Genomic DNA, 21,086 nt, shown 5'->3' with positions numbered 1-21,086 from the left:
GCACCCCGGGGCTCGTGGCCGAGGCGGCGCACCGCGCCTGCCCCGGGCGGGCCCCCGATCCAGGCCGTCGCCGCCCGGGTCACTCAACGCGAGGTTGCGGGCATGATCCGGCGGGCCGGGGCTCCGCGCCCGGTCAGCGCGCCGTCTGGGTGTGCACGTGGTCCACGAGCCGGGTCAGCGCGTCCGGGTCCGTGGACGGCATGACGCCGTGGCCGAGGTTGAAGATGTGGCCCTCCAGGTCCTTCGCCGCGTCCAGGACCTCGCGGGTCTTGGCCTCGACGGCCTGGGTGGGGGCGAACAGCACGGTCGGGTCGAGGTTGCCCTGGAGCGCCTTGCCGGGGCCGACGCGGCGGGCGGCCTCGTCCATCGGGACGCGCCAGTCGACGCCGACGACGTCCGCGCCGGCCTCGCCCATCAGGCCCAGCAGCTCGCCGGTGCCGACACCGAAGTGGATGCGCGGGACGCCGTAACCGGCCACGGCCTCGAAGACCTTGGCGGACGCGGGCAGCACCGATCGGCGGTAGTCGACGGGGGCCACCGCACCGGCCCAGGAGTCGAACAGCTGGACCGCCGAGGCGCCCGCCTCGATCTGCACCTTCAGGAAGGCGGCCGTGATGTCCGCGAGGCGGTCGAGCAGGTCGGCCCACAGCTCGGGGTCGCCGTACATCATCGCCTTGGCGTTCTCGTACGTGCGCGACGGGCCGCCCTCGACGAGGTAGCTGGCGAGGGTGAAGGGGGCTCCGGCGAAGCCGATGAGGGGCGTGGCACCGAGCTCACGGGTGAGCAGGCCGATGGCCTCGGTGACGTAGGAGACGTCCTCGGGGGTGAGGTCGCGCAGCTGGGCGAGGTCCTCGCGGGTGCGGATCGGGCGCTCGACGACCGGGCCGACGCCGGGCTTGATGTCGAGGTCGATGCCGATGGCCTTGAGCGGGACGACGATGTCGCTGAAGTAGATCGCCGCGTCCACGCCGTGCCGGCGCACCGGCTGGAGGGTGATCTCGGTGACCAGCTCGGGGCGCATGCAGGACTCGAGCATCGGAATACCCTCGCGCACCTTGCGGTACTCCGGCAGTGAGCGCCCCGCCTGCCGCATGAACCACACCGGCGTGTGCGGCACGGGCTCGCGCCGGCAGGCCTTGAGGAAGGCGGATTCGTACGGGGCGGACGGCTGCTGGGCCCGAGGGGCGTCGTTGGCACTCACGGGGCCAAGTTTCGCACGCTGCCGGACGGCGCGATTCAGCCCCTGGGCAGGCGCGGGGTGTCTAGCCCGGCACCCGGGCCCCGGTCCCCGTAATCTTCCCGCATGGCTGCGGCTCAGGGACGACTGTCGGACGGCGCTGGCGGAATGGACGAAGCGAAGGACACCGGGAACGACCGGCGGGAGGCGGAGTCCGCCCCGCTGCCCTTCCGGGCCGCCGTCGACGCGCTGAGGGCGGCGCGGCTGCGGCCCCAGATCGAGGTCGAGCCGACGCCCCCGCCGAAGCGGCTCGCCCCCCACGCCTACGCGCTGGAGGCCGCGGTCGTCGACGGCGACCAGGACCTGGCCGACGGGCGTCTGGTGCTGCTGCACGACCCGGCCGGGCACGACGCCTGGCGGGGCACGTTCCGGCTCGTGACGCTGGTGCGCGCGGAGCTGGAGCCGGAGATGGCGGCCGACCCTCTGCTGCCTGAGGTGTGCTGGTCCTGGCTGACCGGCGCGCTCCAGAGCCGGGGGCTGACGTACGGGGAGCCGAGCGGTACCGTCACGCGGGCGAGCTCCCACTACTTCGGCGGGCTGTCCGCGCGGCCGGCCGCCTCGCAGATCGAGATCCGTGCGTCGTGGACGCCGCGCGAGGGCCTGGGCGGTGTGCCGGACACGGCCGCGCACCTCGCGTCCTGGTGCGATCTGCTCGCCCAGATCGCCGGGCTGCCCCCGGCCGGGCCCGGGGACGCGTCGGTCGTCACGCTGCCCCAGCGGCGAGGGCCGCAGTCCCGCTGAACCGACCCTGACCGACCCCTGATCCACCTCTGATCGACCCCCCGACCGCCCCGCACTGATCGACCTTGTGCGGGGCGGTCAACCATGTCCGGTCGACGATCACACCTGAGTACCCCTCTTGGCCGAATCACTTTGTCGATACGGCCACTTTCGACCGCGTACCGACGCAGACCGAAACCGTTCGACCTTCGAATGATCGACCGCGTGTCCGAATTGCACGGATTGTTATCACCGAATCGTGATCATTCTCTAAAGGCGGACGGGTTCGGTGCCGAAGACGACTGTGACCTTGAAAGCACGGTTCGTCCCGGCTTCACCCCCACGAGCCGGCCCCGTCCCGCACCCCAGGAGGCCTGGTGTCCGTTCTCCTCGAGCAGCCCGCAAGCCTGGTCGCCTACCGCCCGAACAAGCCGACCGCCATGGTGGTCGTGGCCGACCCGCGCGTCCGCTCCACCGTCACCCGCCATCTGTGGGCGCTCGGTGTGCGCGATGTCATCGAGGCCTCGTCCATCGCGGAGGCTCGTCCCCGCATCGGCAACCCCCGCGACATCTGTGTCGCCGACGTCCACCTGCCGGATGGCTCCGGCCTCACCCTGCTGTCGGAGACCCGCGCCGCGGGCTGGCCCAACGGGCTCGCCCTCTCCGCCGCCGACGACATCGGCGCCGTGCGCAACGCACTCGCCGGCGGGGTGAAGGGGTACGTCGTCACCGGCACCCGTACCAACGTCGGTCTCCCCACCCGCCCGGGCGCCGCCCCCATCGGCGCCGCCGCCGCCCGTCTGCACCGCCGCCCCCCGGGTGCCCCGAGCCACCCGGGCGGCTACCGCGAACTGTCCGGCCGGGAAGTCGAGGTGCTGCGGCTGGTCGCGGAAGGCCAGTCGAACAAGGCGATCGGCGTCTCGATGGGACTGTCCGCCCTGACCGTCAAGAGCCACCTCGCCCGTATCGCCCGCAAGCTCGGCACGGGCGACCGCGCCGGCATGGTCGCGGTGGCGCTGCGGACCGGGATCATCCACTGACCCGCTCCCCCGTGACCCCCCGTGATCATTCATTCACGTGAACGGAACCGGGCCCCGGTCCCGCTCATGTCACTCCCGGTTCGCGAGCCCGCCTCTTCCCCGACATGACTGGTTTGCGACCCTGGGCCGCCCGTCGACGGAACGTTCCGTCGGCGGGCGCTGTCCATACATGGATACCCTTGACAGGTGACCGACGCCCACGACACCGCAGCAGACAGCCCACTGCGAACCACCGGAGGCGCCCCTCCGGACGACGGCGGATCTTCTGCTACGGAGGCGCCGATCCCTCTGCTGGAGCCGCGTGAGGGCATTCCGCCCGTCATCGCGGACGAGACCGCCCTCGCCCGGGTGGTCGCCGCCTTCGAGGCGGGGACCGGGCCCGTCGCCGTCGACGCCGAGCGCGCGTCCGGCTACCGCTACGGGCAGCGCGCCTACCTCGTGCAGCTGCGCCGTCAGGGCGCCGGTACGGCCCTGATCGACCCCGTGGCCTGCCCCGACCTGTCCGCCCTCGGCGACGCGCTGTCCGGCGTCGAGTGGGTGCTGCACGCCGCCACCCAGGACCTGCCCTGCCTGCGCGAGATAGGCATGGTGCCGACGCGGCTGTTCGACACGGAGCTGGCAGGGCGGCTCGCCGGCTTCCCCCGGGTCGGTCTCGGCGCGATGGTCGAGAGCGTGCTGGGCTTCGTCCTGGAGAAGGGCCACTCCGCCGTCGACTGGTCGACCCGGCCCCTGCCCGAGCCCTGGCTGCGCTACGCGGCGCTGGACGTCGAGCTGCTCGTCGACCTGCGCGACGCGCTGGAGAAGGAGCTGGACCGGCAGGGCAAGCTGGACTGGGCCCGCCAGGAGTTCGACGCGATCGCCTCGGCTCCGCCGCCCGAGCCCCGCAAGGACCCCTGGCGGCGTACGTCCGGCATGCACAAGGTGCGCCGGCGCCGGCAGCTGGCCGTCGTGCGGGAGCTGTGGCAGACCCGGGACCGGATCGCGCAGCGGCGGGACGTGTCGCCGGGCAAGGTGCTCGGGGACGCGGCCATCGTGGAGGCGGCGCTGGCGCTTCCGGCCAATGTGCACGCACTGGCCGCGCTGAACGGTTTCGGCCACCGCGTGGGCAAGCGGCAGCTGGAGCAGTGGCAGGCGGCGGTCGACCGGGCGAAGGCGCTGAGCGAGGCGCAGCTGCCGCAGCCCGGGCAGGCGGTGACCGGGCCCCCGCCGCCGCGGGCCTGGGCCGACAAGGACCCGGCGGCCGCGGCGCGGTTGGCCGCGGCCCGGGCCGGGGTGTCGGCGCTGGCCGAGCAGCTGAACATGCCGCAGGAGAACCTGATCACCCCGGACACGGTGCGGCGGGTGTGCTGGGAGCCGCCGGCGGTGGTGGACGCCGAGACGGTGGCAGCCGCCCTGGCCGGACACGGCGCGCGGCCCTGGCAGGTGGAGCAGGTGACGCCCGTGCTGGTGGAGGCGCTGTCGCCGAAGGAGGCCTGAGCGAGGCCGGCTACTTCGTGGCCCCCCGGGTGAACCCGTTGTAGATGAACCGCTGGAGGAACAGGAAGACGACCAGGGTGGGGACGATCACCAGGATCGCTCCCGCCGAGATCGTCTCCCAGTGGGCGCCGAACGGGCCCTTGAAGCGGAACAGCGACGTCGAGATCACGCCAAGATCTTCGGAGGGCATGTAGAGGAAGGGGATGTAGAAGTCGTTGTAGACGTTGATCCCCTTCACGATCACGACCGTCGCGATCGCCGGTTTCAGGAGCGGAAGGATGATCTTCCGGTAGACGGTGAAGGCGTTGGCGCCGTCGATGCGGGCCGACTCGTCCAGGGAGACCGGGATGGACCGGATGAACTGAAGGAAGATGTAGATCGAGACGATGTCGGTGCCCATGTAGAGGGCGATCGGCGCCCACAGGCTGTCGAACATGCCGAAGCTGTTGACGATCTGGAAGGTGGCCACCTGGGTGGTCACGCCGGGGACCAGCGCGGCGACCAGGAACAGCGCCAGCACCCACCTGCGGAAGCGGAACCGGAAGCGGTCGATGGCGTAGGCCGTCATCGAGCCGATGAGGACGGTGCCCGCGATGGCGACGACCAGGATGATCGCGGTGTTGGCGAACGCCGAGAGCATGTGGCCGTCCCGGAACGCCGTCACGTAGTTGTGGAAGTTGAACGGGTCGTCGGGCAGGGCGAGCGCTCCACTGCCGTCCGCCATCTCCCGCTCGGACTTGAGCGAGGTCAGGAAGACGGCGGCCAGCGGAAGGAGGACCACCGCGGTCGCGGCGATCAGCGACAGGTGGACCAGGACGCGGGTCACCGAGCGGCGTGTCATACGAGGTCCACCTTGTCGTCCGGGACGAGACGCCGCTGCACCCAGGTCACCGCCAGGACGATCAGCAGCAGCACGACGGCCGCCGCCGAGGCGAGGCCCGTCTTGTTGAACTGGAAGGCCAGCTTCACGGTCTGGATCACGAACGTCTCGGTACCGGTCGCGCCGCCGGTCATGATGTACGGGATCTCGAAGACCGCCAGGGAGCCCGAGATCGACAGGATCACGGTCAGGGACAGCACCGGCTTGATGCCCGGCGCGATGATGTGGCGGAACTGCTGCCAGCGGTTCGCGCCGTCCAGCTCGGCCGCCTCGTACAGCTCCCCCGGGATCGACTGGATCGCGCCGAGGAACAGCACGAAGTTCAGGCCCAGATAGCGCCAGACGGACACCGCCGCGAGGGAGGTGTTCGCCGAGGCCGGGGTGCCCAGCCAGGCCCGGTCCGTCTCCACCCCGAACAGGCCCAGCACCGAGTCGAGGGTGCCGCCGTCCTGGAAGAAGTACAGGAACACGAACCCGATCGCCACGCCGTTGATCAGGTACGGGAAGAACAGCACGCCCTTGAAGAAGTTCCGGAAGCGCACGTTGAAGCTGAGGATCGTGGCGAAGTAGAGCGCGGCCACGATCTGGATCACGGAGGCCGCCAGATAGTAGCCGCTGACCCAGAAGACCTCGAACAGCTCGGAGCGGGTGAAGAGTTCGGCGTAGTTCTCCGCTCCCGTGTAATGCAGCTCGGGGCTCACCCCGTCCCAGTCGGTGAAGCTGTACGCGACCATGTTGGCGATCGGCGCGTAGGTGAAGACGATCAGCAGGGTGAGCGGGGCGAGCAGGAAGAGCCAGGGGGTGGCCCCGCGCCACAGGCGTGCCGGGCGCGGGGCGGAGGCCGGTGCGGGGGCGGCCGCTCCCGCGGCGGCCTTGACGGCCGCCGTCTCGGTCGTGCCCGCCATCAGTACCCCAGCGACTTCTGGGTCTCGGTCCACTTCTCACCGAGGCCGTCCAGGTAGTCGTCCGGGTCGCCCTTCCTCGCGCCGCGGGCCATGTCGACGAGTTCCTTGCGGTAGTCGGGCTTGTTGATGCCCACCTCGGACTGGTTCTCGAGGGTCTTCAGCTCGGCGCCCTTGCTGTCGTCGAGGTCGAGGAGCTTGACGCCCGCCTCCTCGTACGGCTTCAGGACGTCGGGCAGCGGGGCGTCCTTGAGCGGGGACAGCGCCAGGTTGTCCTCGGCGTAGCCGGACTTGTCGGTGAACCAGTCGATCCAGGCGCGGGCGGCTTGCTTGTGGTCGGAGTGGACGTTGACGGCCTGGTTGTAGTCGGGCGAGGTCACCGCGCAGAACGTGCCGTCCTTCTGGGCGGGGAAGGGCATGAAGCCGATGTCGTCCGGGTCGGCGCCGGCCTGCTTCGCCGCGCCCTGCATCTGGATGACCGCCCAGGAGCCGAGCCACATGGTGGCGATCTCGCCCTTGGCCAGCTTGGACTTGGACGCCTCCCAGTTGGTGGTCGTCGGGTCCTTCTCGGTCAGCCCCTCGTGCACGATGTCGTACAACAGCGTGTCCGCCACCCGCAGTTCGCCGCCCTCGGCCCAGGGGTTGCCCTCGGCCCATCGGGTGGTGGCCTGCTCGTCGCAGCTCACCGAGCCCCTGACGCCCGTCCACTGGCTCAGCGGCCACCCGTCCTTGAAGTTGGTGTAGTAGGGGACCGCGTCGGTCTTCGACTTGATCGCCTTGAGACCGGCGAGGAACTCGGCCGGTGTCGTGGGCCAGTCGGTGACCCCGGCCTTGCTCCACACCTTCTTGTTGTAGATGAACCCCGGGAGCGCGCCGAGCGGGCTCTGGCCGTAGACCTTGCCGTCCACGGCCGTGTAGTCGGTGAAGCGGTACTTCTTGCCCCGCTCGTCCTGAGTGCCCAGCGAGGCGAAGAACTTCGGGTAGTCCTTCTTCTCGATCACCGCGGGGATCATGAGGACGTCCCCGTAGTTCTCCGTGTTCATACGGATCTTGACTTCGCCCTCGTAGTCGGTGATCCCGTCGAACTCGACCTTCACCTTCGGGTACGTCTTGTTGAACTCGGCGGCGTACTTCTTCAACGTCCCGTCCTGCACGAGGTCGGTCCGGTGGGTGAGGACGGTGATGGTCCCGTCGACCTTGGAGGCGTCGTCGGGCGCCTCGGCGTCGGCGCCCTTCGAGGAGCCCCCCGTGCCGGTGCAGCCGGAGGCGAGCAGGGCGGCGCCCACGGAAAGGGCAAGGAGGGTACGGCGGTTCATGTGCATCAGCTCCGTTCGCTGAGGGGAACTCGGGACGGACGAGCACGTGCGGTATGGCTGGTTCGGAACTCTGACAGCGCGCACTCAACCGGTAAAGTCCCAATCCCGCCAACGATGCGAAAACGACACTCGACTCTTCACTGAACCGGTTAAGGGAGTGCGCATGCTGGAGGCCACACCGCTCGGCGAGGGATGGATCCTGCGGCACGGCTCGCAGGCGCTGCCGGCCACCGTGCCGGGCTGCGTGCACACCGACCTGATGGCGGCCGGGGTGATCCCCGACCCGTTCCTCGGCCTGGGCGAGACCGAGGTGGCGTGGGTGGGACGCCGGGAGTGGACGTACGAGCGGGAGATCGGCGGCCCGTGGGGGCAGGAGCAGACCGACCTGGTCTTCGACGGGCTCGACACCGTCGCCGAGATCTCCCTGGACGGGCGGCTGCTGGGCGAGGTGCGCAACATGCACCGCTCGTACCGGTTCGACGTGACGGGCCTGTCCGGGCGGCTGTCCGTGCGGTTCGTCTCCGCCTACGCCGAGGCCGAGGCCGTGCGGGGCCGGGTGGGCGAGCGGCCCGCCGCCTACGCCGAGCCCTACCAGTACCTGCGCAAGATGGCCTGCTCCTTCGGCTGGGACTGGGGGCCGACCCTGGTGACGGCCGGGATCTGGCGGCCGGTGCGCCTGGAGCACTGGTCGACCGCCCGGCTCGCCCGGGTGCGTCCGCTGGTCACGGTCGAGGAGGGCACGGGCGTCGTCGAACTGGCCGTGGACGTCGAGCGGACCCGGGTCGAGGCACCGCTCGCCGTGGAGGCGACCGTCGCGGGGGTGCGGGCCCGGGCGGAGATCGAGGGAGCCGGCGGGACCGTACGGCTGCGGGTGCCGGACCCGGAGCTCTGGTGGCCCCGCGGCTACGGCGAACAGCCCCTTTACGACGTCGAGTTGAGACTGCTGCACGGCGACGACACCCTGGACGTGTGGCGGCGGCGGGTCGGCTTCCGGACGGTGGAGCTGGACCGGCGGGCGGATGCGCACGGCACCGGCTTCACCCTGGTCGTCAACGGCGAGCGGCTCTTCGCGCGGGGCGTCAACTGGATCCCCGACGACGTCTTCCCGTCCCGGATCACCCGCGCGCGCTACCGGGAGCGGCTGGAGCAGGCGGCCGGCGCGGGCGTGGACCTCGTACGGGTCTGGGGCGGCGGCATCTACGAGAGCGAGGACTTCTACGACGCCTGCGACGAGCTGGGGCTGCTGGTCTGGCAGGACTTCCCGTTCGCGTGCGCGGCCTACCCGGAGGAGCAGCCGCTGCGCGGCGAGGTGGAGGCCGAGGCGCGGGAGAACGTCGTACGGCTGATGCCGCACCCCTCGCTCGTGCTGTGGAACGGCAACAACGAGAACCTGTGGGGCTTCCGGGACTGGGAGTGGGAGCCGCGGCTGGCCGGGGAATCCTGGGGCGAGGGCTACTACCTGGGCGTCCTGCCGCGGGTGGTGGCCGAGTTGGACCCGACCCGGCCGTACGCGGCGGGCAGCCCCTGGTCCGGGTCCTGGCGGCATCACCCGAACGACCCGGCGCACGGCACCCACCACTCCTGGGAGGTGTGGAACCGGGAGGACTACGCGGACTACCGGCTGAGCGTGCCCCGGTTCGTCGCCGAGTTCGGCTGGCAGGCACCGCCCGCGTACGCCACGCTGCGCCGGGCCCTGCCCGGGGAGGAGCTCGCACCGGACTCCCCCGGGATGCTGCACCACCAGAAGGCGGACGACGGCAACGGCAAGCTGGAGCGGGGGCTGGAGCGGCACTTCGCCGTGCCGGACGGGGACTTCGACCGGTGGCACTACCTGACGCAGCTGAACCAGGCCCGGGCGGTCGCGGCCGGGATCGAGCACTGGCGCTCCCACTGGCCGGTGTGCGCGGGGACGATCGTCTGGCAGCTCAACGACTGCTGGCCGGTGACCTCGTGGGCGGCGATCGACGGGGACGGCCGGGAGAAACCGCTGTACCACGAGCTGAGGCGGCTGTACGCGGACCGGTTGCTGACGCTCGGGGAACAGGACGGCGCTCTGGTGCTGGCCGCCGTGAACCAGGGGGCGACGGAGTGGAGGGGGACGCTGTCCCTGCGGCGGATGACCGTCGAGGGCGAGGTGCTGGGGCACGCGGAGGTGGAACTGGCCGCCGGGGCGCGGGCCGTGGCCCGGCGGGACGTGCCGCGTGCGCTGACGCCCCTCGGGCCGAAGGAGTTCCTGGTCGCCGACGCCGACGGCTTGCGGGCGGTGCACTTCCCGGTGCCCGACCGTGACGTCCCCTACCCCACCCCGCGGTTCGAGGTGGCGCTCGCCCCGGGTGGCATCACCGTGACCGCCCGCACCCTGGTCCGGGACCTGCTGCTCCAGGCCGACCGGCTGGAGCCGGGGGCGCGGGCCGACCGGGGGCTGGTGACGCTGCTGCCGGGTGAAGAGGTGACGATCGGGGTGCGCGGCTGGAAGACTCCGGACGCGGAGACCGCCCGCTCGGCCCTGTACTGCGTGGAGACCGCCCGATGACGGCAACGCCGACCCCCCGCGTCACCATCAAGGACGTTGCCGCGCGCGCCGGTGTGTCCAAGGGGGCCGTGTCCCTCGCGTTCAACCACAAGCCCGGGCTGTCGGAGGCCACCAGGGACCGGATCTTCCGGGCGGCGCGCGAGCTGGGCTGGGAGCCGAGCCTCACCGCCCGGACACTGGCCGGCTCAAGGGTGGACGTGGTCGGTCTGGCCGTGTGCCGGCCGGCGCGGGTGCTGGGGCTGGAGCCCTGGTACATGGAGTTCGTCTCCGGTGTGGAGAGCGTGCTGGCGGAGCACTCCAGTTCGCTGCTGCTGCGGCTCGTGCGGAACATGGACGAGGAGGTGGGCGTCCAGGAGGCGTGGTGGCGGGGGCGGCAGGTCGGCGGGTCCATCCTGGTCGACTTCCGCGCGGAGGATCCCCGGGCGGCCCTCGCCGAGAGACTCGGCATGCCGGTGGTCGCCGTCGGGCATCCCTCGCTGACCGGGGGGCTGACCTCGGTGTGGACGGACGATGCCACGGCGGTGACGGAGGCGGTGCGTTATCTGGCCGCGCTCGGGCACCGGCGGATCGCCCGGGTGGGCGGGGCGGCCGAGCTCGGGCACACGGCGATCCGGACGGCCGCGTTCGACGAGGCGGCGGGGACGCTGGCCCTGGCCGGGGCGTGGCAGGTGGCGACGGACTTCTCGGGGGACGCGGGAGCGCGGGCGACACGGTCGCTGCTGGCCTCGTCCGCGGCCGACCGGCCGACGGCGATCGTGTACGACAACGACATCATGGCGGTGGCCGGGCTGGCGGTGGCGGCGGAGATGGGGCTGCGGGTACCGGAGGACGTGTCACTGCTGGCCTGGGACGACTCGCAGCTGTGCCGGCTGACCCATCCGACCCTTTCGGCGATGAGCCATGACGTGCACGGTTTTGGAGCGGAGGTGGCTCGGACGTTGTTCTCGGTGATCACGGGGGGCGGCGGCGATTCTCATCCCGTGCCTACGCCTGTACTGGCACCTCGAGGGTCCACTGCGCCGCCTCGGTGAGCGCCGTACGGGGGTGCGGGTGCATCGTGGCTGGTCGCGCAGTTCCACGCGCCCCTGTCGGGGGCACTCCGAGGTGTGACCTTCACCGCTCCGCCTGTCAGGACTGTGCAGCTACGTTACTCATAAGTAGCATGGTGACTGAGCGCGCGCTCAGCGCATCGCAGCAGCAATGCAGTCCTGACCCTGGAGGAGAGCCATCGTGCCTCGTACCGTCAGGGACGTCGTCTTCGTCGACGGCGTCCGCACCCCGTTCGGCAAGGCGGGCCCGAAGGGCATCTACCACGAGACCCGTGCCGACGACCTCGTCGTGAAGGCGATCCGGGAGCTGCTGCGCCGCAACCCCGGACTGGACCCCAAGAAGATCGACGAGGTCGCCATCGCCGCGACCACGCAGATCGGTGACCAGGGCCTGACCATCGGGCGCACCGCGGGCATCCTCGCCGGTCTGCCGCAGTCCGTCCCGGGCTACTCCATCGACCGCATGTGCGCCGGCGCCCTGACCGCCGTCACGTCGGTCGCCGGTTCCGTCGCCTTCGGCGCCTACGACATCGCCATCGCGGGCGGTGTCGAGCACATGGGCCGCCACCCCATGGGCGAGGGCGTCGACCCGAACCCGCGGTTCGTCTCCGAGAAGCTGGTCGACGAGTCGGCCCTGTTCATGGGCATGACCGCGGAGAACCTGCACGACCGTTACCCGCAGATCACCAAGCTGCGCGCCGACGAGTACGCCGTGCGCTCCCAGGAGAAGGCCGCCAAGGCGTACGCCAACGGCAAGATCCAGGCCGACCTGGTACCGGTCTCGGTCCGCCGCACCTCTCCGGAGGCCGGTGAGACGGGCTGGGGCCTGGTCACCGCCGACGAGCCGATGCGCCCGGGCACGACCCTGGAGAACCTCCAGGGCCTGAAGACCCCCTTCCGCGTCCACGGCCGGGTCACCGCGGGCAACGCGGCCGGTCTGAACGACGGCGCCACCGCCTCCCTCATCGCCTCCGAGGACTTCGCGCGCGAGCACGACCTCCCGGTGAAGATGCGCCTGGTCTCCTACTCCTTCGCGGGCGTGGAGCCGGAGGTCATGGGCTACGGCCCGATCCCGGCCACGGAGAAGGCGCTGGCCCAGGCCGGTCTGTCGATCTCCGACATCGGCCTGTTCGAGATCAACGAGGCCTTCGCCGTCCAGGTGCTGGCCTTCCTGGACCACTACGGCATCACCGACGACGACGAGCGCGTCAACCAGTACGGCGGCGCCATCGCGTTCGGCCACCCGCTGGCCTCCTCCGGCGTCCGTCTGATGACGCAGCTGGCCCGCCAGTTCGAGGAGCAGCCGCACGTCCGCTACGGCCTGACCACCATGTGTGTCGGCTTCGGCATGGGCGCGACGGTCATCTGGGAGAACCCGCACTTCGAGGGGGACAAGTGAGCACCACCGCCGAGCTGTTGAAGCAGGCTTCCGAACTGTTCCCGGACGAGGTCGTCACGAGTGCGCACGTACGCCACTTCGACCTCCCCCTGGGTGCCGGGCGCTTCGCCCTGATCACCCTGGACAACGGGCACGACCACACCAAGCCGACCACCTTCGGCCCGGCCTCGCTGGCGAACCTCAACGCCGCGATCGACCAGGTCGAGAAGGAGGCGGCGGACGGCGAGATCGTCGGCGCCGGCATCACCGGCAAGCCGTTCATCTTCGCGGTCGGCGCCGACCTCAAGGGCGTGGAGATCCTCAAGGAGCACGAGCACGCGCTCGCCATCGGCAAGGGCGGCCACGAGGTCTTCAAGCGGCTCTCCACGCTGGCCGTGCCGACCTTCGCGTACTACAACGGCGCCGCGATGGGCGGCGGTGTCGAGGTCGGTCTGCACTGCACCTACCGCACCGTCTCCGCGGCCGTGCCGGCGTTCTCGCTGCCCGAGGTCTTCCTCGGCCTGGTGCCCGGCTGGGGCGGCTGCACGCTGCTGCCGAACCTGATCGGCCCGGAGAAGGCCGTCTCGGTGATCATCGAGAACAGCCTCAACCAGAACAAGCAGCTCAAGGGCAAGCAGGTCTACGAGCTCGGGATCGCCGACGCGATCTTCGAGGGCGCGGACTTCCTGGAGCAGTCGCTGATCTGGACGGCGACCGTCCTCAAGGGCGAGCTGAAGATCGAGCGCCCGGTGATCGACCGCGGCGAGGCCTGGGACCAGGCCGTCGCCAAGGGCCGCTTCATCGCCGACTCCAAGGTGCACGGCGCCGCCCCGGCCGCCTACCGCGCGCTGGACATCATCGCCGCCGCCAAGAACGGCGACCTCCAGCAGGGCTACGACGCCGAGGACCAGGCCCTGGCCGACCTCATCATGGGCGGCGAACTGCGCGCCGGCATCTACGCCTTCAACCTGGTGCAGAAGCGCGGCAAGCGCCCCGCCGGCGCCCCGGACAAGTCGCTGGCCCGCCCGGTCACCAAGGTCGGTGTCGTCGGCGCCGGTCTGATGGCCAGCCAGCTCGCGCTGCTGTTCCTGCGCCGCCTGGAGGTGCCGGTCGTGCTGACCGACATCGACCAGGAGCGCGTCGACAAGGGTGTGGGCTACGTCCACGCCGAGATCGACAAGCTGCTCGGCAAGGGCCGGATCAACCAGGACAAGGCCAACCGCCTCAAGGCGCTGGTGACCGGCGTCCTGGACAAGGCCGAGGGCTTCGCGGACGCGGACTTCATCATCGAGGCCGTGTTCGAGGAGATGGGCGTCAAGCAGCAGGTGTTCGCGGAGGTCGAGGCGGTCGCCCCGGCGCACGCGATCCTCGCCACCAACACCTCCTCGCTGTCGGTGTCGGAGATGGCCTCGAAGCTCCGGCACCCCGAGCGGGTCGTCGGCTTCCACTTCTTCAACCCGGTCGCCGTGCTGCCGCTGCTGGAGATCGTCCGCGGCGAGAAGACCGACGACGCCTCCCTGGCCACGGCGTTCGGTGTCGCCAAGAAGCTGAAGAAGACCGCGGTCCTCACCAAGGACGCCCCGGCGTTCGTCGTGAACCGCATCCTGACCCGCTTCATGGGCGAGATCCAGAACATCATCGACGAGGGCACCCCCGTCGAGGTCGCCGAGAAGGGCGTCGAGCCGCTCGGTCTGCCGATGTCGCCGCTGGTCCTGCTGGAGCTGGTCGGCCCGGCGATCGGCCTGCACGTCTCCGAGACGCTCAACCGGGCGTTCCCGGACCGCTTCACGGTCTCCCCGAACCTCAAGGCGGTCGTCGAGGCGGGCAAGCGCGGCTTCTACGTCTACGACAGCGGCAAGCCCGAGCTCGACCCCGAGGTCGCCGCGCTGCTGAAGCAGGGCGACACCGTCCTGACGGAGGAGCAGGTCCGTGACCGCGTGCTCGACGCGGTGGCGCAGGAGATCGGCATCATGCTCGACGAGGGCGTCGTCGCCGAGGCGCAGGACATCGACCTCTGCCTCATCACGGGCGCCGGCTGGCCCTTCCACCTGGGCGGCATCACGCCGTACCTGGACCGCGAGGGTGTCTCCGAGCGCGTGAACGGCAAGCGGTTCCTCGCGCAGGGCGTCGCGAGCGTCCCCGCGTAACGCGTTACCCCTGAGGGGGGTGGGGCGTACGGTAACAATCCGTGCACCCGCCCCCCTTTCTGCATGCCGCCGCCGATAGGATCCTCACACAATCCGACCATTGTTTACCTGACTCTGACGGTCTCCACCGCAGACCGCCGGATCCTCGAAGGAGTCCTGCGTGGCGTCCCCTCGTCGCCGAACACCCCGACGCCGGGTCTGGCCCAGAATCAGGCTCCTGATCCTCGTGGCGGTCATCGCCGCGGGTGGCACCGCGCTGTATCCGGTGTGGAAGGCGGCGAACCCGGATCCGCCCGAGCTGAAGGTCCGCTACCGGACCGACACCCCGGCGACGGCGACGGCGGCCAAGCCGTCGCTGGAGGTCTTCAACGACACCGATGAGCCACTGCCGTTGAGCGAGGTGACGCTCCGGTACTGGTTCACCGCCGACGGCTCCGCGCCGTACGCCTTCAACTGTGTCAACGCCGTCTTCGGCTGCTCCAACGTCGCCGGGCGGATCGTCGCGATGGACAAGCCCACGGACACCGCCGACCACTACCTCGAGGTCCGGTTCACGGCCGCCGCGGGTGACCTGGAGCCCGGCGCCAACAGCAAGGGCATCGACCTCCAGCTCTTCCGCACCGATCTCAAGAAGCTGAAGCAGTCCGACGACCGCTCCTTCGACGCGGAGATGACCAGCTACAAGGCGGCGGAAAAGGTCACCGCCTACAAGCGAGGCGTCCTGGTCTGGGGCGAGGAGCCGGACGGCACCGAGGCGGGCGACGGCGAGAAGGCGGCGGTGAAGGCTCCGGCGACCGCCCCCGTCCCGGCCCCTCCGGCCGGTGTGCTGTTCGACGACTTCACCTACCTGGGCCCCAAGGACCCGGCCCTGTTCAAGCACGGCTGGCTGGTCCGCACCAGCAAGGGCGGACCGGGTGTCGAGAACACCTGGTCCGCGAGCGGCGTCAGCTTCCCCACCGCCGAGGGCTCCCACGCCGACGGCCAGGTGCTCAACCTGCGGGCGAGCACGGACGGCACCGAGGCCGGCACGAAGCAGGCGAGCCTCGGTACGGCCGCGAGCAAGTTCCGCGACGGCACGTACGCGGCCCGCATCCACTTCAGCGACAAGCCGGCCACCGGGGACGCCGGCGACCATGTCAACCAGACCTTCTACACCATCGGCGGCACGGGCTCGAAGTACAGCGAGCTGGACAACGAGTACATGCCGAACGGCGGCTGGGGCCGTCCCGGTCCCAAGCTCGACACCGTGACCTGGTTCGACCACAAGAAGAACGACCGGGTCTACGAGACCACCAACAAGAGCCTGGACACCTGGCACACCGTGCTGATCAGGGTGAAGGACGGCGTCGTCGCCTACTGGCTCGACGGCAGGAAGCTCTTCCTCAGCAACGGCAAGTACGCCCCGCGCGCGGACATGTCCGTGAACTTCAACCACTGGTTCATCGACCTGCCCTTCAAGGGCGACCGCGCCTGGGACATGAAGGTGGACTGGCTCTACTACAACGCGAACGACACCCTCTCGGCGAAGCAGGTGCAGTCCGCTGTCGACGGCTTCACCGACGAGGGCATGAACTACTTCGACACGGTTCGGGAGTCCCGGTGAGGAAAAGGCGGTCCGGCGCCCACAGGCATGCGGCGGAGGCGACGGAGGACAAGCCGGTGGTGAGCAGGCGCTCCGCGCTGCTGATGGGCGGCACGGGAGGCGTGGCCATGGCCGGCGGCGGCGCGTGGCTGGGCAAGGTGGTGGCGCAGCCCGCCGCCGCCCCGCTCGCCGCGGGAGGCATCGGAGGCCTCACCACGCCTCCCCTCTACGCCCCCTCCGGCCGCCGTCCCAAGTACCGCCGCGCCACGTGGTCCCAGCAGTTCCAGTCCGGCCACGGCTGGACGCCCGGGGGCGCGGGCACCGCGTCGGCCGAGGCGAACGACACCTCCGTCTTCGTCCGCGGCACCCAGTCGGTCCGGGTGACCACGGGCGGCACCGGCAAGCAGTCCTACGTCCGCAAGACGGGTCTGCCGGCGATGAGCCTGACGGGCAAGATGATCCGGCTGGTCTTCCGCGTCGAGGACGTGACGCACCTGGCCAAGCTCGTCTTCTACCTGGGCAGCGGCTCCCTCGCGAACCACTTCGCGTGGACGCACCACGTCCACTCCAAGACCTCGGCCAACTACGTCCAGTCCGGGGAGTGGGTGACCGTCCACCTCCAGTGGGCGGACGTCAACGCGGCGGCCGGCACGTACTCCATCGGCGCCGACGGCAAGCCGTCCACGAAGACCGGCTTCACCGACATGTCGTTCGCCGTGTACGACGACGCGGGCGGTCCGGTGACCTACCGCCTCCAGGCCGTGGAGCTGATACCGGACACCGTCTCGGTCTTCCCCAAGGGCGTCGTCTCCCTCACCTTCGACGACTCCCACAAGTCGATCCACGACCTGGCCCGGCCGGTCATGGACCGCTTCGGCTTCCCCGGCACGGTGTACAACATCGCCGACGCCATCGGCACGGGCAGCTTCCTGACGCTGAACCAGATGCGGTCGATGCAGGACTTCTCCGGCTGGGAGATGGGCGGCCACTCGTACGCGAACGCCGTCCACACCGCCAGCTATCCCAAGCTGACCGCCGAGCAGGCCGACGAGGACTTCCGCAAGCTGCGCGAGTGGCTGGTGTCCAACGGCTTCACCAGCGAGCACTTCGCCTATCCGCACGGCGCGTTCCAGAAGACGTCCGACGGCGTCCCGGTCGACCAGATCGCGAGCCGGCACTTCACCACCGCCCGGTCGATCATCTCCGAGACCATCGAGTCCTTCGCCCCGGCGATGCCGTACCGCCTCAAGGCGCTGACGGGTATCAACGACGGCACGGGCATCGGCGGTACGGCCCTGTCGAAGCTGACGGGCGCGGGCGGCCGGCTCGACCGGTGCGTCAACAGCGGCGACTGGCTGATCCTGTGCCTGCACAAGGTCGTCGACGGCACTCCCGCGACGAGCACCGAGATCGGCAAGGCGGGCCTGGAGACGCTGATGAAGGCGATCGACGACCGGGACATCCCGGTACTGACGGTCGAGGAGGCCATGGCCTCCTACACCTGAGGCCCGGACGCACAAGACAGGGGCGGCCCCCCGGCCGCCCCTGTCTTCGTTCTCCTGCGGCGCTACCAGCCGCCCTGCCCGTATCCCTGGCCCTGCCCCTGGCCTTGACCCTGGTGCCACGACGGGTCCTGGGGCGGATAGCCGCCCTGCTGCGGGGCGTGGCCGCCCTGACCCGGGTACTGCTGCTGGTACGGGTCGTGGTGCCCGGGGTGCCCGCCCTGCCACTGCGGCTGCCCTGCCGGTGCTGGTGCCGGTGCCCCCCAGCTCACGCGCTGCTGCGGAACGGCCGCGTGCTGCTCCTCGTCGTACCCCGGGATCGGCTGCGGCTGGGAGGGGATGCCGCCCGTCGGACGGGGGCTGGTGCGCAGCGCCACGCCCTCCAGACGCATCAACTGGAGCGTCTCGGTGACCTTCTTGTCGGAGTAGGGGTCCTCCTCCTCGAAGATCTCCGTCACGTCGTGCTCGTGGTCGCCCGCCACGGACACCTCGACACCGCCCTGGCGGGTGCCCCAGCTGCCCTTGTGGAGGGTGAACAGGGCGTAGAAGCGCAGCGGGGTGAGCAGCGTCAGCTGGATGACGCCGTAGATCGGCGCGAGCAGGAACATGCCGAAGCGCTTGACGAAGCCCATGCCGCGGCGCGGGAAGTCGAGGTAGCGCACATTGCGCAGGTAGCCCATCAGCACCATGAAGACCAGGTAGTCGCCGATGTGATGGACGAACTGGGCGGGCTTCATGATGGGCAGGATGACCATCGAGTAGAACATCGCCGAGCCGAAGACCAGCCACAGCGCGAGTTCCATGCAGGTCAGCCAGAAGGCCGGCCGGTACTTCTTCTGGTGCCGGAACGCCCACAGCGACTCGCGGAAGAAGGACTTGTTCCAGCGGACCTGCTGGCGCAGGAAGTGCGGCAGCTTCTCGGGGACGGCCGTGTAGCCGACGGCGGTCTCCTGGAAGACGACCTGGCCCTCCATCAGGCAGTAGTTGGTCATGCGGCGGTCGTCACCGAAGACGGCCGGCTTGCCCAGGAACTGCTGGTTGAGGAAGTCGGGCAGGTACTTGCGCACCAGGGTGCCGCGGTACGCGGAGAGCGCTCCGCAGCAGCACAGCACCGACTTCAGCCGCGAGTAGGCGGCCCGCTCGAAAAGGAACGAGTTGCCGTAGCGCAGGTCCTGGAGGCGGGTGAAGATGTTGCTGTCGTGGTTGAGCGCCAGCACCATGCCGGTGGAGGCCATGATCTTCTCGTCGGCCAGCGGCAGCAGCAGCTCGCGCACGGTGTCCCGGGAGAGCACGGTGTCGGAGTCGACGCACAGGAAGATGTCGGAGTACGGCGCGGCCTCGAAGCCCAGCGCCAGCGCCTCGCGCTTGCCCTTGTTCTCGGGCTGGACGCTGACGGTGTACTTGACGCCCTTGGCCTCGAACTCGCGGCGCATCTTCTTCGCGGCCCTGATGCCGGAGTCGTTGGCGCTGGCGTCGTCGATGATGTGGATCTCGTTGGGCAGGCGGCTCTGCGCGAGGAGGCTGCGCATGCCCTGCTCGAACATCACCGGGTCCTCGTTGTAGATCGGGATGACCGCGGTGACCCAGGCGTTCTCCAGGTACTCCAGCTCCTCCCGCCCGGCCTTGGCCGGACGGTAGAAGAGGGCGCCGAACATCTTCAGGGCCAGCAGGCCCATGGCGCCCATCGAGTACAGGTGCAGGGAGCCGGCGTCGAGCCGGGTGGCGATCAGCGCGGCCAGGCCCAGGAAGACGAAGTACGAGACCTTCAGGTGCCGCCGCTTGCGGTGGGCCCGACGGCCACCGGAGTCGACGGCTCCCGGTATGTACGCATCGTCGGCCGTCACAGCTTGACCACCCGCGGGTGGTCGGCCGACTTGCCCCGGGTGTCGAAGAGCGCCCGGGCGCGGTCGGCGAGTTCGTCCAGGTCGATCTCGCGGTGCGGCTGGAGCAGGACGGTGAGGTCGGCGGCCTCGGCGGCGGCGAGGTAGTCCCCGGCCCGCTCGACGGGCGCACCGCCGACGCGCCAGTCCTCGACCCGCGGGTCGAAGTAGACGAGCTCGGCACCGCGCGCGAGGAGGTTCTCGGCGACCGCCAGCGCCGGGCTCTCCCGCTGGTCGGAGATGTCCGGCTTGTACGTCACGCCGAGCAGCAGGACCCGGGAGCCGCGCACGGCCTTGCCCTGGTCGTTGAGCAGCTCGGCGGCCCGGTTCACCACGTGCACGGGCATCCGCTGGTTGATCTCCTGCGCCAGCTCCACGAACCGGAACGGAATGCCCAGCGAACGCACCTTGTACGACAGGTAGTTGGGATCGATCGGGATGCAGTGCCCGCCGACGCCAGGCCCGGGGAAGAAAGGCGCGAACCCGAACGGCTTGGTGGAGGCGCACCGGATGGCGTCCCAGAGGTCGACGCCGATCTCCCGGCAGAACATCGACATCTCGTTGACGAGCGCGATGTTGACGTGCCGATAGGTGTTCTCCAGGAGCTTGGCCATCTCGGCCTCCCGGGTGCCCTTGGCCTCGACGACCCGGTGCACGAACCGCTCGTAGAGGGCCCGGGCGGCCTTGGTGCAGTCCGCCGTGATGCCGCCGACGACCTTGGGGGTGTTCTCCAGGCCGAAGGAGGCGTTGCCCGGGTCGATGCGCTCGGGCGAGAAGGCCAGGTGGAAGTCGATGCCGACGCGCAGGCCACCGGCCTCCAGACGCGGCCGGACGACCTCGTCGGTCGTACCCGGGTACGTCGTGGACTCCAGCACCACGAGCGTGCCGGCGGTGAGGTGGGCGGCGATGTCGTCGACGGCGGCGTGCACCGCGCCGAGGTCCGGAGCACCGTGATCGGTGAGCGGCGTGGGAACGCACACCACGACGGCGGCGGCGCCGGCGATGACGTCGGCCCGGTCCACGGCCTCGAAGCCCTGCTCCCGCATGGCGCGCACGTCGGCGTCGGTGATGTCGTCGACGTGCGAACGGCCGGCGTTCAGTCCGTCGACCACCCGTCGGCTGCGGTCGAGTCCGACCACCTTCAGGCCCGCGGCAGCGGCGGACCTGGCCAACGGCAGCCCCACGTAACCGAGTCCGACCACGACAAGATCCACCGTGGAGGATCTGCTCACATCATTCCCCAACCCCGTTGCCACGGCGTCGGCCAGACGCAGTAGCAACCGGCCCCCCGAGCGAAATCGAACAAGTCCCCGGGAGGCTAACAAGACCTTCACTTTATGACCATGTTCACCCAAGGTGCGCCTTGTCACGCACACATCTGTACAACCCTTGACACATCTCAGGTGTCTGGAGCGACAAGAGCCACAGAGCGAAGGATCTTCTT

The 21,086-nt window shown here is 70.2% G+C and carries 15 protein-coding genes; 9 read left to right on the top strand and 6 right to left on the bottom strand.

Translation table 11 applies throughout. The annotated features are described in order from the left end of the window. Positions 1-133: 133 nt before the first annotated feature. Positions 134-1,201: a uroporphyrinogen decarboxylase gene (hemE, locus tag AB0I06_RS13800; protein WP_363118971.1), complete on the bottom strand. Its 1,068-nt coding sequence runs from the start codon at positions 1,199-1,201 to the stop codon at positions 134-136. 102 nt (positions 1,202-1,303) lie between these two features. Here hemE and AB0I06_RS13795 point away from each other — a divergent pair, with 102 nt between their 5' ends. From AB0I06_RS13795 to AB0I06_RS13785, 3 genes are all read left to right on the top strand, one after another. Continuing rightward, positions 1,304-1,978: a DUF3000 domain-containing protein gene (locus tag AB0I06_RS13795; protein WP_363118970.1), complete on the top strand. Its 675-nt coding sequence runs from the start codon at positions 1,304-1,306 to the stop codon at positions 1,976-1,978. 356 nt (positions 1,979-2,334) lie between these two features. Then, complete coding sequence (locus tag AB0I06_RS13790; protein ID WP_003993737.1) at positions 2,335-2,997, top strand: response regulator transcription factor; 663 nt, start codon at positions 2,335-2,337, stop codon at positions 2,995-2,997. 186 nt (positions 2,998-3,183) lie between these two features. Then, positions 3,184-4,473, top strand: coding sequence for a ribonuclease D (locus AB0I06_RS13785; RefSeq protein WP_363118969.1), 1,290 nt, complete (start codon positions 3,184-3,186; stop codon positions 4,471-4,473). A 10-nt stretch (positions 4,474-4,483) separates the two neighbouring features. Here the strand turns inward: AB0I06_RS13785 and AB0I06_RS13780 are convergent, their stop codons facing one another. From AB0I06_RS13780 to AB0I06_RS13770, 3 genes are read right to left on the bottom strand one after another with little or no spacing between them, the layout of a single operon-like run. Continuing rightward, positions 4,484-5,314: a carbohydrate ABC transporter permease gene (locus AB0I06_RS13780; protein WP_363118967.1), complete on the bottom strand. Its 831-nt coding sequence runs from the start codon at positions 5,312-5,314 to the stop codon at positions 4,484-4,486. Then, positions 5,311-6,258 carry a sugar ABC transporter permease gene (locus AB0I06_RS13775; protein ID WP_363118966.1) on the bottom strand — a complete coding sequence of 316 codons (948 nt, stop codon included), beginning with the start codon at positions 6,256-6,258 and terminating at the stop codon, positions 5,311-5,313. The genes AB0I06_RS13780 and AB0I06_RS13775 overlap by 4 nt, the downstream gene beginning before the upstream one ends. Then, positions 6,258-7,571, bottom strand: coding sequence for an ABC transporter substrate-binding protein (locus tag AB0I06_RS13770; RefSeq protein WP_363118965.1), 1,314 nt, complete (start codon positions 7,569-7,571; stop codon positions 6,258-6,260). The genes AB0I06_RS13775 and AB0I06_RS13770 overlap by 1 nt, the downstream gene beginning before the upstream one ends. A gap of 163 nt (positions 7,572-7,734) precedes the next feature. Here AB0I06_RS13770 and AB0I06_RS13765 point away from each other — a divergent pair, with 163 nt between their 5' ends. The 6 genes from AB0I06_RS13765 to AB0I06_RS13740 all read left to right on the top strand — a co-directional run bounded on the left by AB0I06_RS13765 (position 7,735) and on the right by AB0I06_RS13740 (position 17,765). Then, on the top strand, positions 7,735-10,104 hold the full coding sequence (locus AB0I06_RS13765) for a glycoside hydrolase family 2 protein (protein WP_363118964.1): 2,370 nt from the start codon (positions 7,735-7,737) through the stop codon (positions 10,102-10,104). Beyond that, entirely contained in the window at positions 10,101-11,135 is a 1,035-nt protein-coding gene (locus AB0I06_RS13760) for a LacI family DNA-binding transcriptional regulator (protein ID WP_363118963.1), read from the top strand. The genes AB0I06_RS13765 and AB0I06_RS13760 overlap by 4 nt, the downstream gene beginning before the upstream one ends. Before the next feature lie 199 nt (positions 11,136-11,334). Further along, positions 11,335-12,552, top strand: coding sequence for an acetyl-CoA C-acyltransferase (locus tag AB0I06_RS13755; protein ID WP_363118962.1), 1,218 nt, complete (start codon positions 11,335-11,337; stop codon positions 12,550-12,552). Then, positions 12,549-14,678 (top strand): 3-hydroxyacyl-CoA dehydrogenase NAD-binding domain-containing protein, encoded by a 2,130-nt coding sequence (locus AB0I06_RS13750; RefSeq protein WP_363118961.1) that lies wholly within the window; start codon positions 12,549-12,551, stop codon positions 14,676-14,678. Before AB0I06_RS13755 ends, AB0I06_RS13750 begins: the two co-directional genes overlap by 4 nt. Positions 14,679-14,838: 160 nt before the next feature. Next, positions 14,839-16,281: a cellulose binding domain-containing protein gene (locus AB0I06_RS13745; protein ID WP_363118960.1), complete on the top strand. Its 1,443-nt coding sequence runs from the start codon at positions 14,839-14,841 to the stop codon at positions 16,279-16,281. A gap of 59 nt (positions 16,282-16,340) precedes the next feature. Continuing rightward, the gene (locus tag AB0I06_RS13740) at positions 16,341-17,765 is read left to right on the top strand and encodes a polysaccharide deacetylase family protein (protein WP_363118959.1); all 1,425 of its coding nucleotides are present in this window, start codon (positions 16,341-16,343) and stop codon (positions 17,763-17,765) included. 62 nt (positions 17,766-17,827) lie between these two features. Here the strand turns inward: AB0I06_RS13740 and AB0I06_RS13735 are convergent, their stop codons facing one another. Together AB0I06_RS13735 and AB0I06_RS13730 are read right to left on the bottom strand one after the other, a co-directional pair. Continuing rightward, positions 17,828-19,606: a glycosyltransferase gene (locus AB0I06_RS13735; RefSeq protein ID WP_363118958.1), complete on the bottom strand. Its 1,779-nt coding sequence runs from the start codon at positions 19,604-19,606 to the stop codon at positions 17,828-17,830. Further along, positions 19,603-20,874, bottom strand: coding sequence for a nucleotide sugar dehydrogenase (locus AB0I06_RS13730; protein WP_363118957.1), 1,272 nt, complete (start codon positions 20,872-20,874; stop codon positions 19,603-19,605). Before AB0I06_RS13730 ends, AB0I06_RS13735 begins: the two co-directional genes overlap by 4 nt. Between the last annotated feature and the right edge of the window lie 212 nt (positions 20,875-21,086).

This window comes from Streptomyces sp. NPDC050674 (assembly GCF_040654575.1).
In the GTDB taxonomy this organism is placed as follows: Bacteria; Actinomycetota; Actinomycetes; order Streptomycetales; family Streptomycetaceae; genus Streptomyces.
The sequence above is the reverse complement of the archived record's forward strand: the minus strand, read 5'-3'. Positions and strand labels throughout refer to the sequence as shown.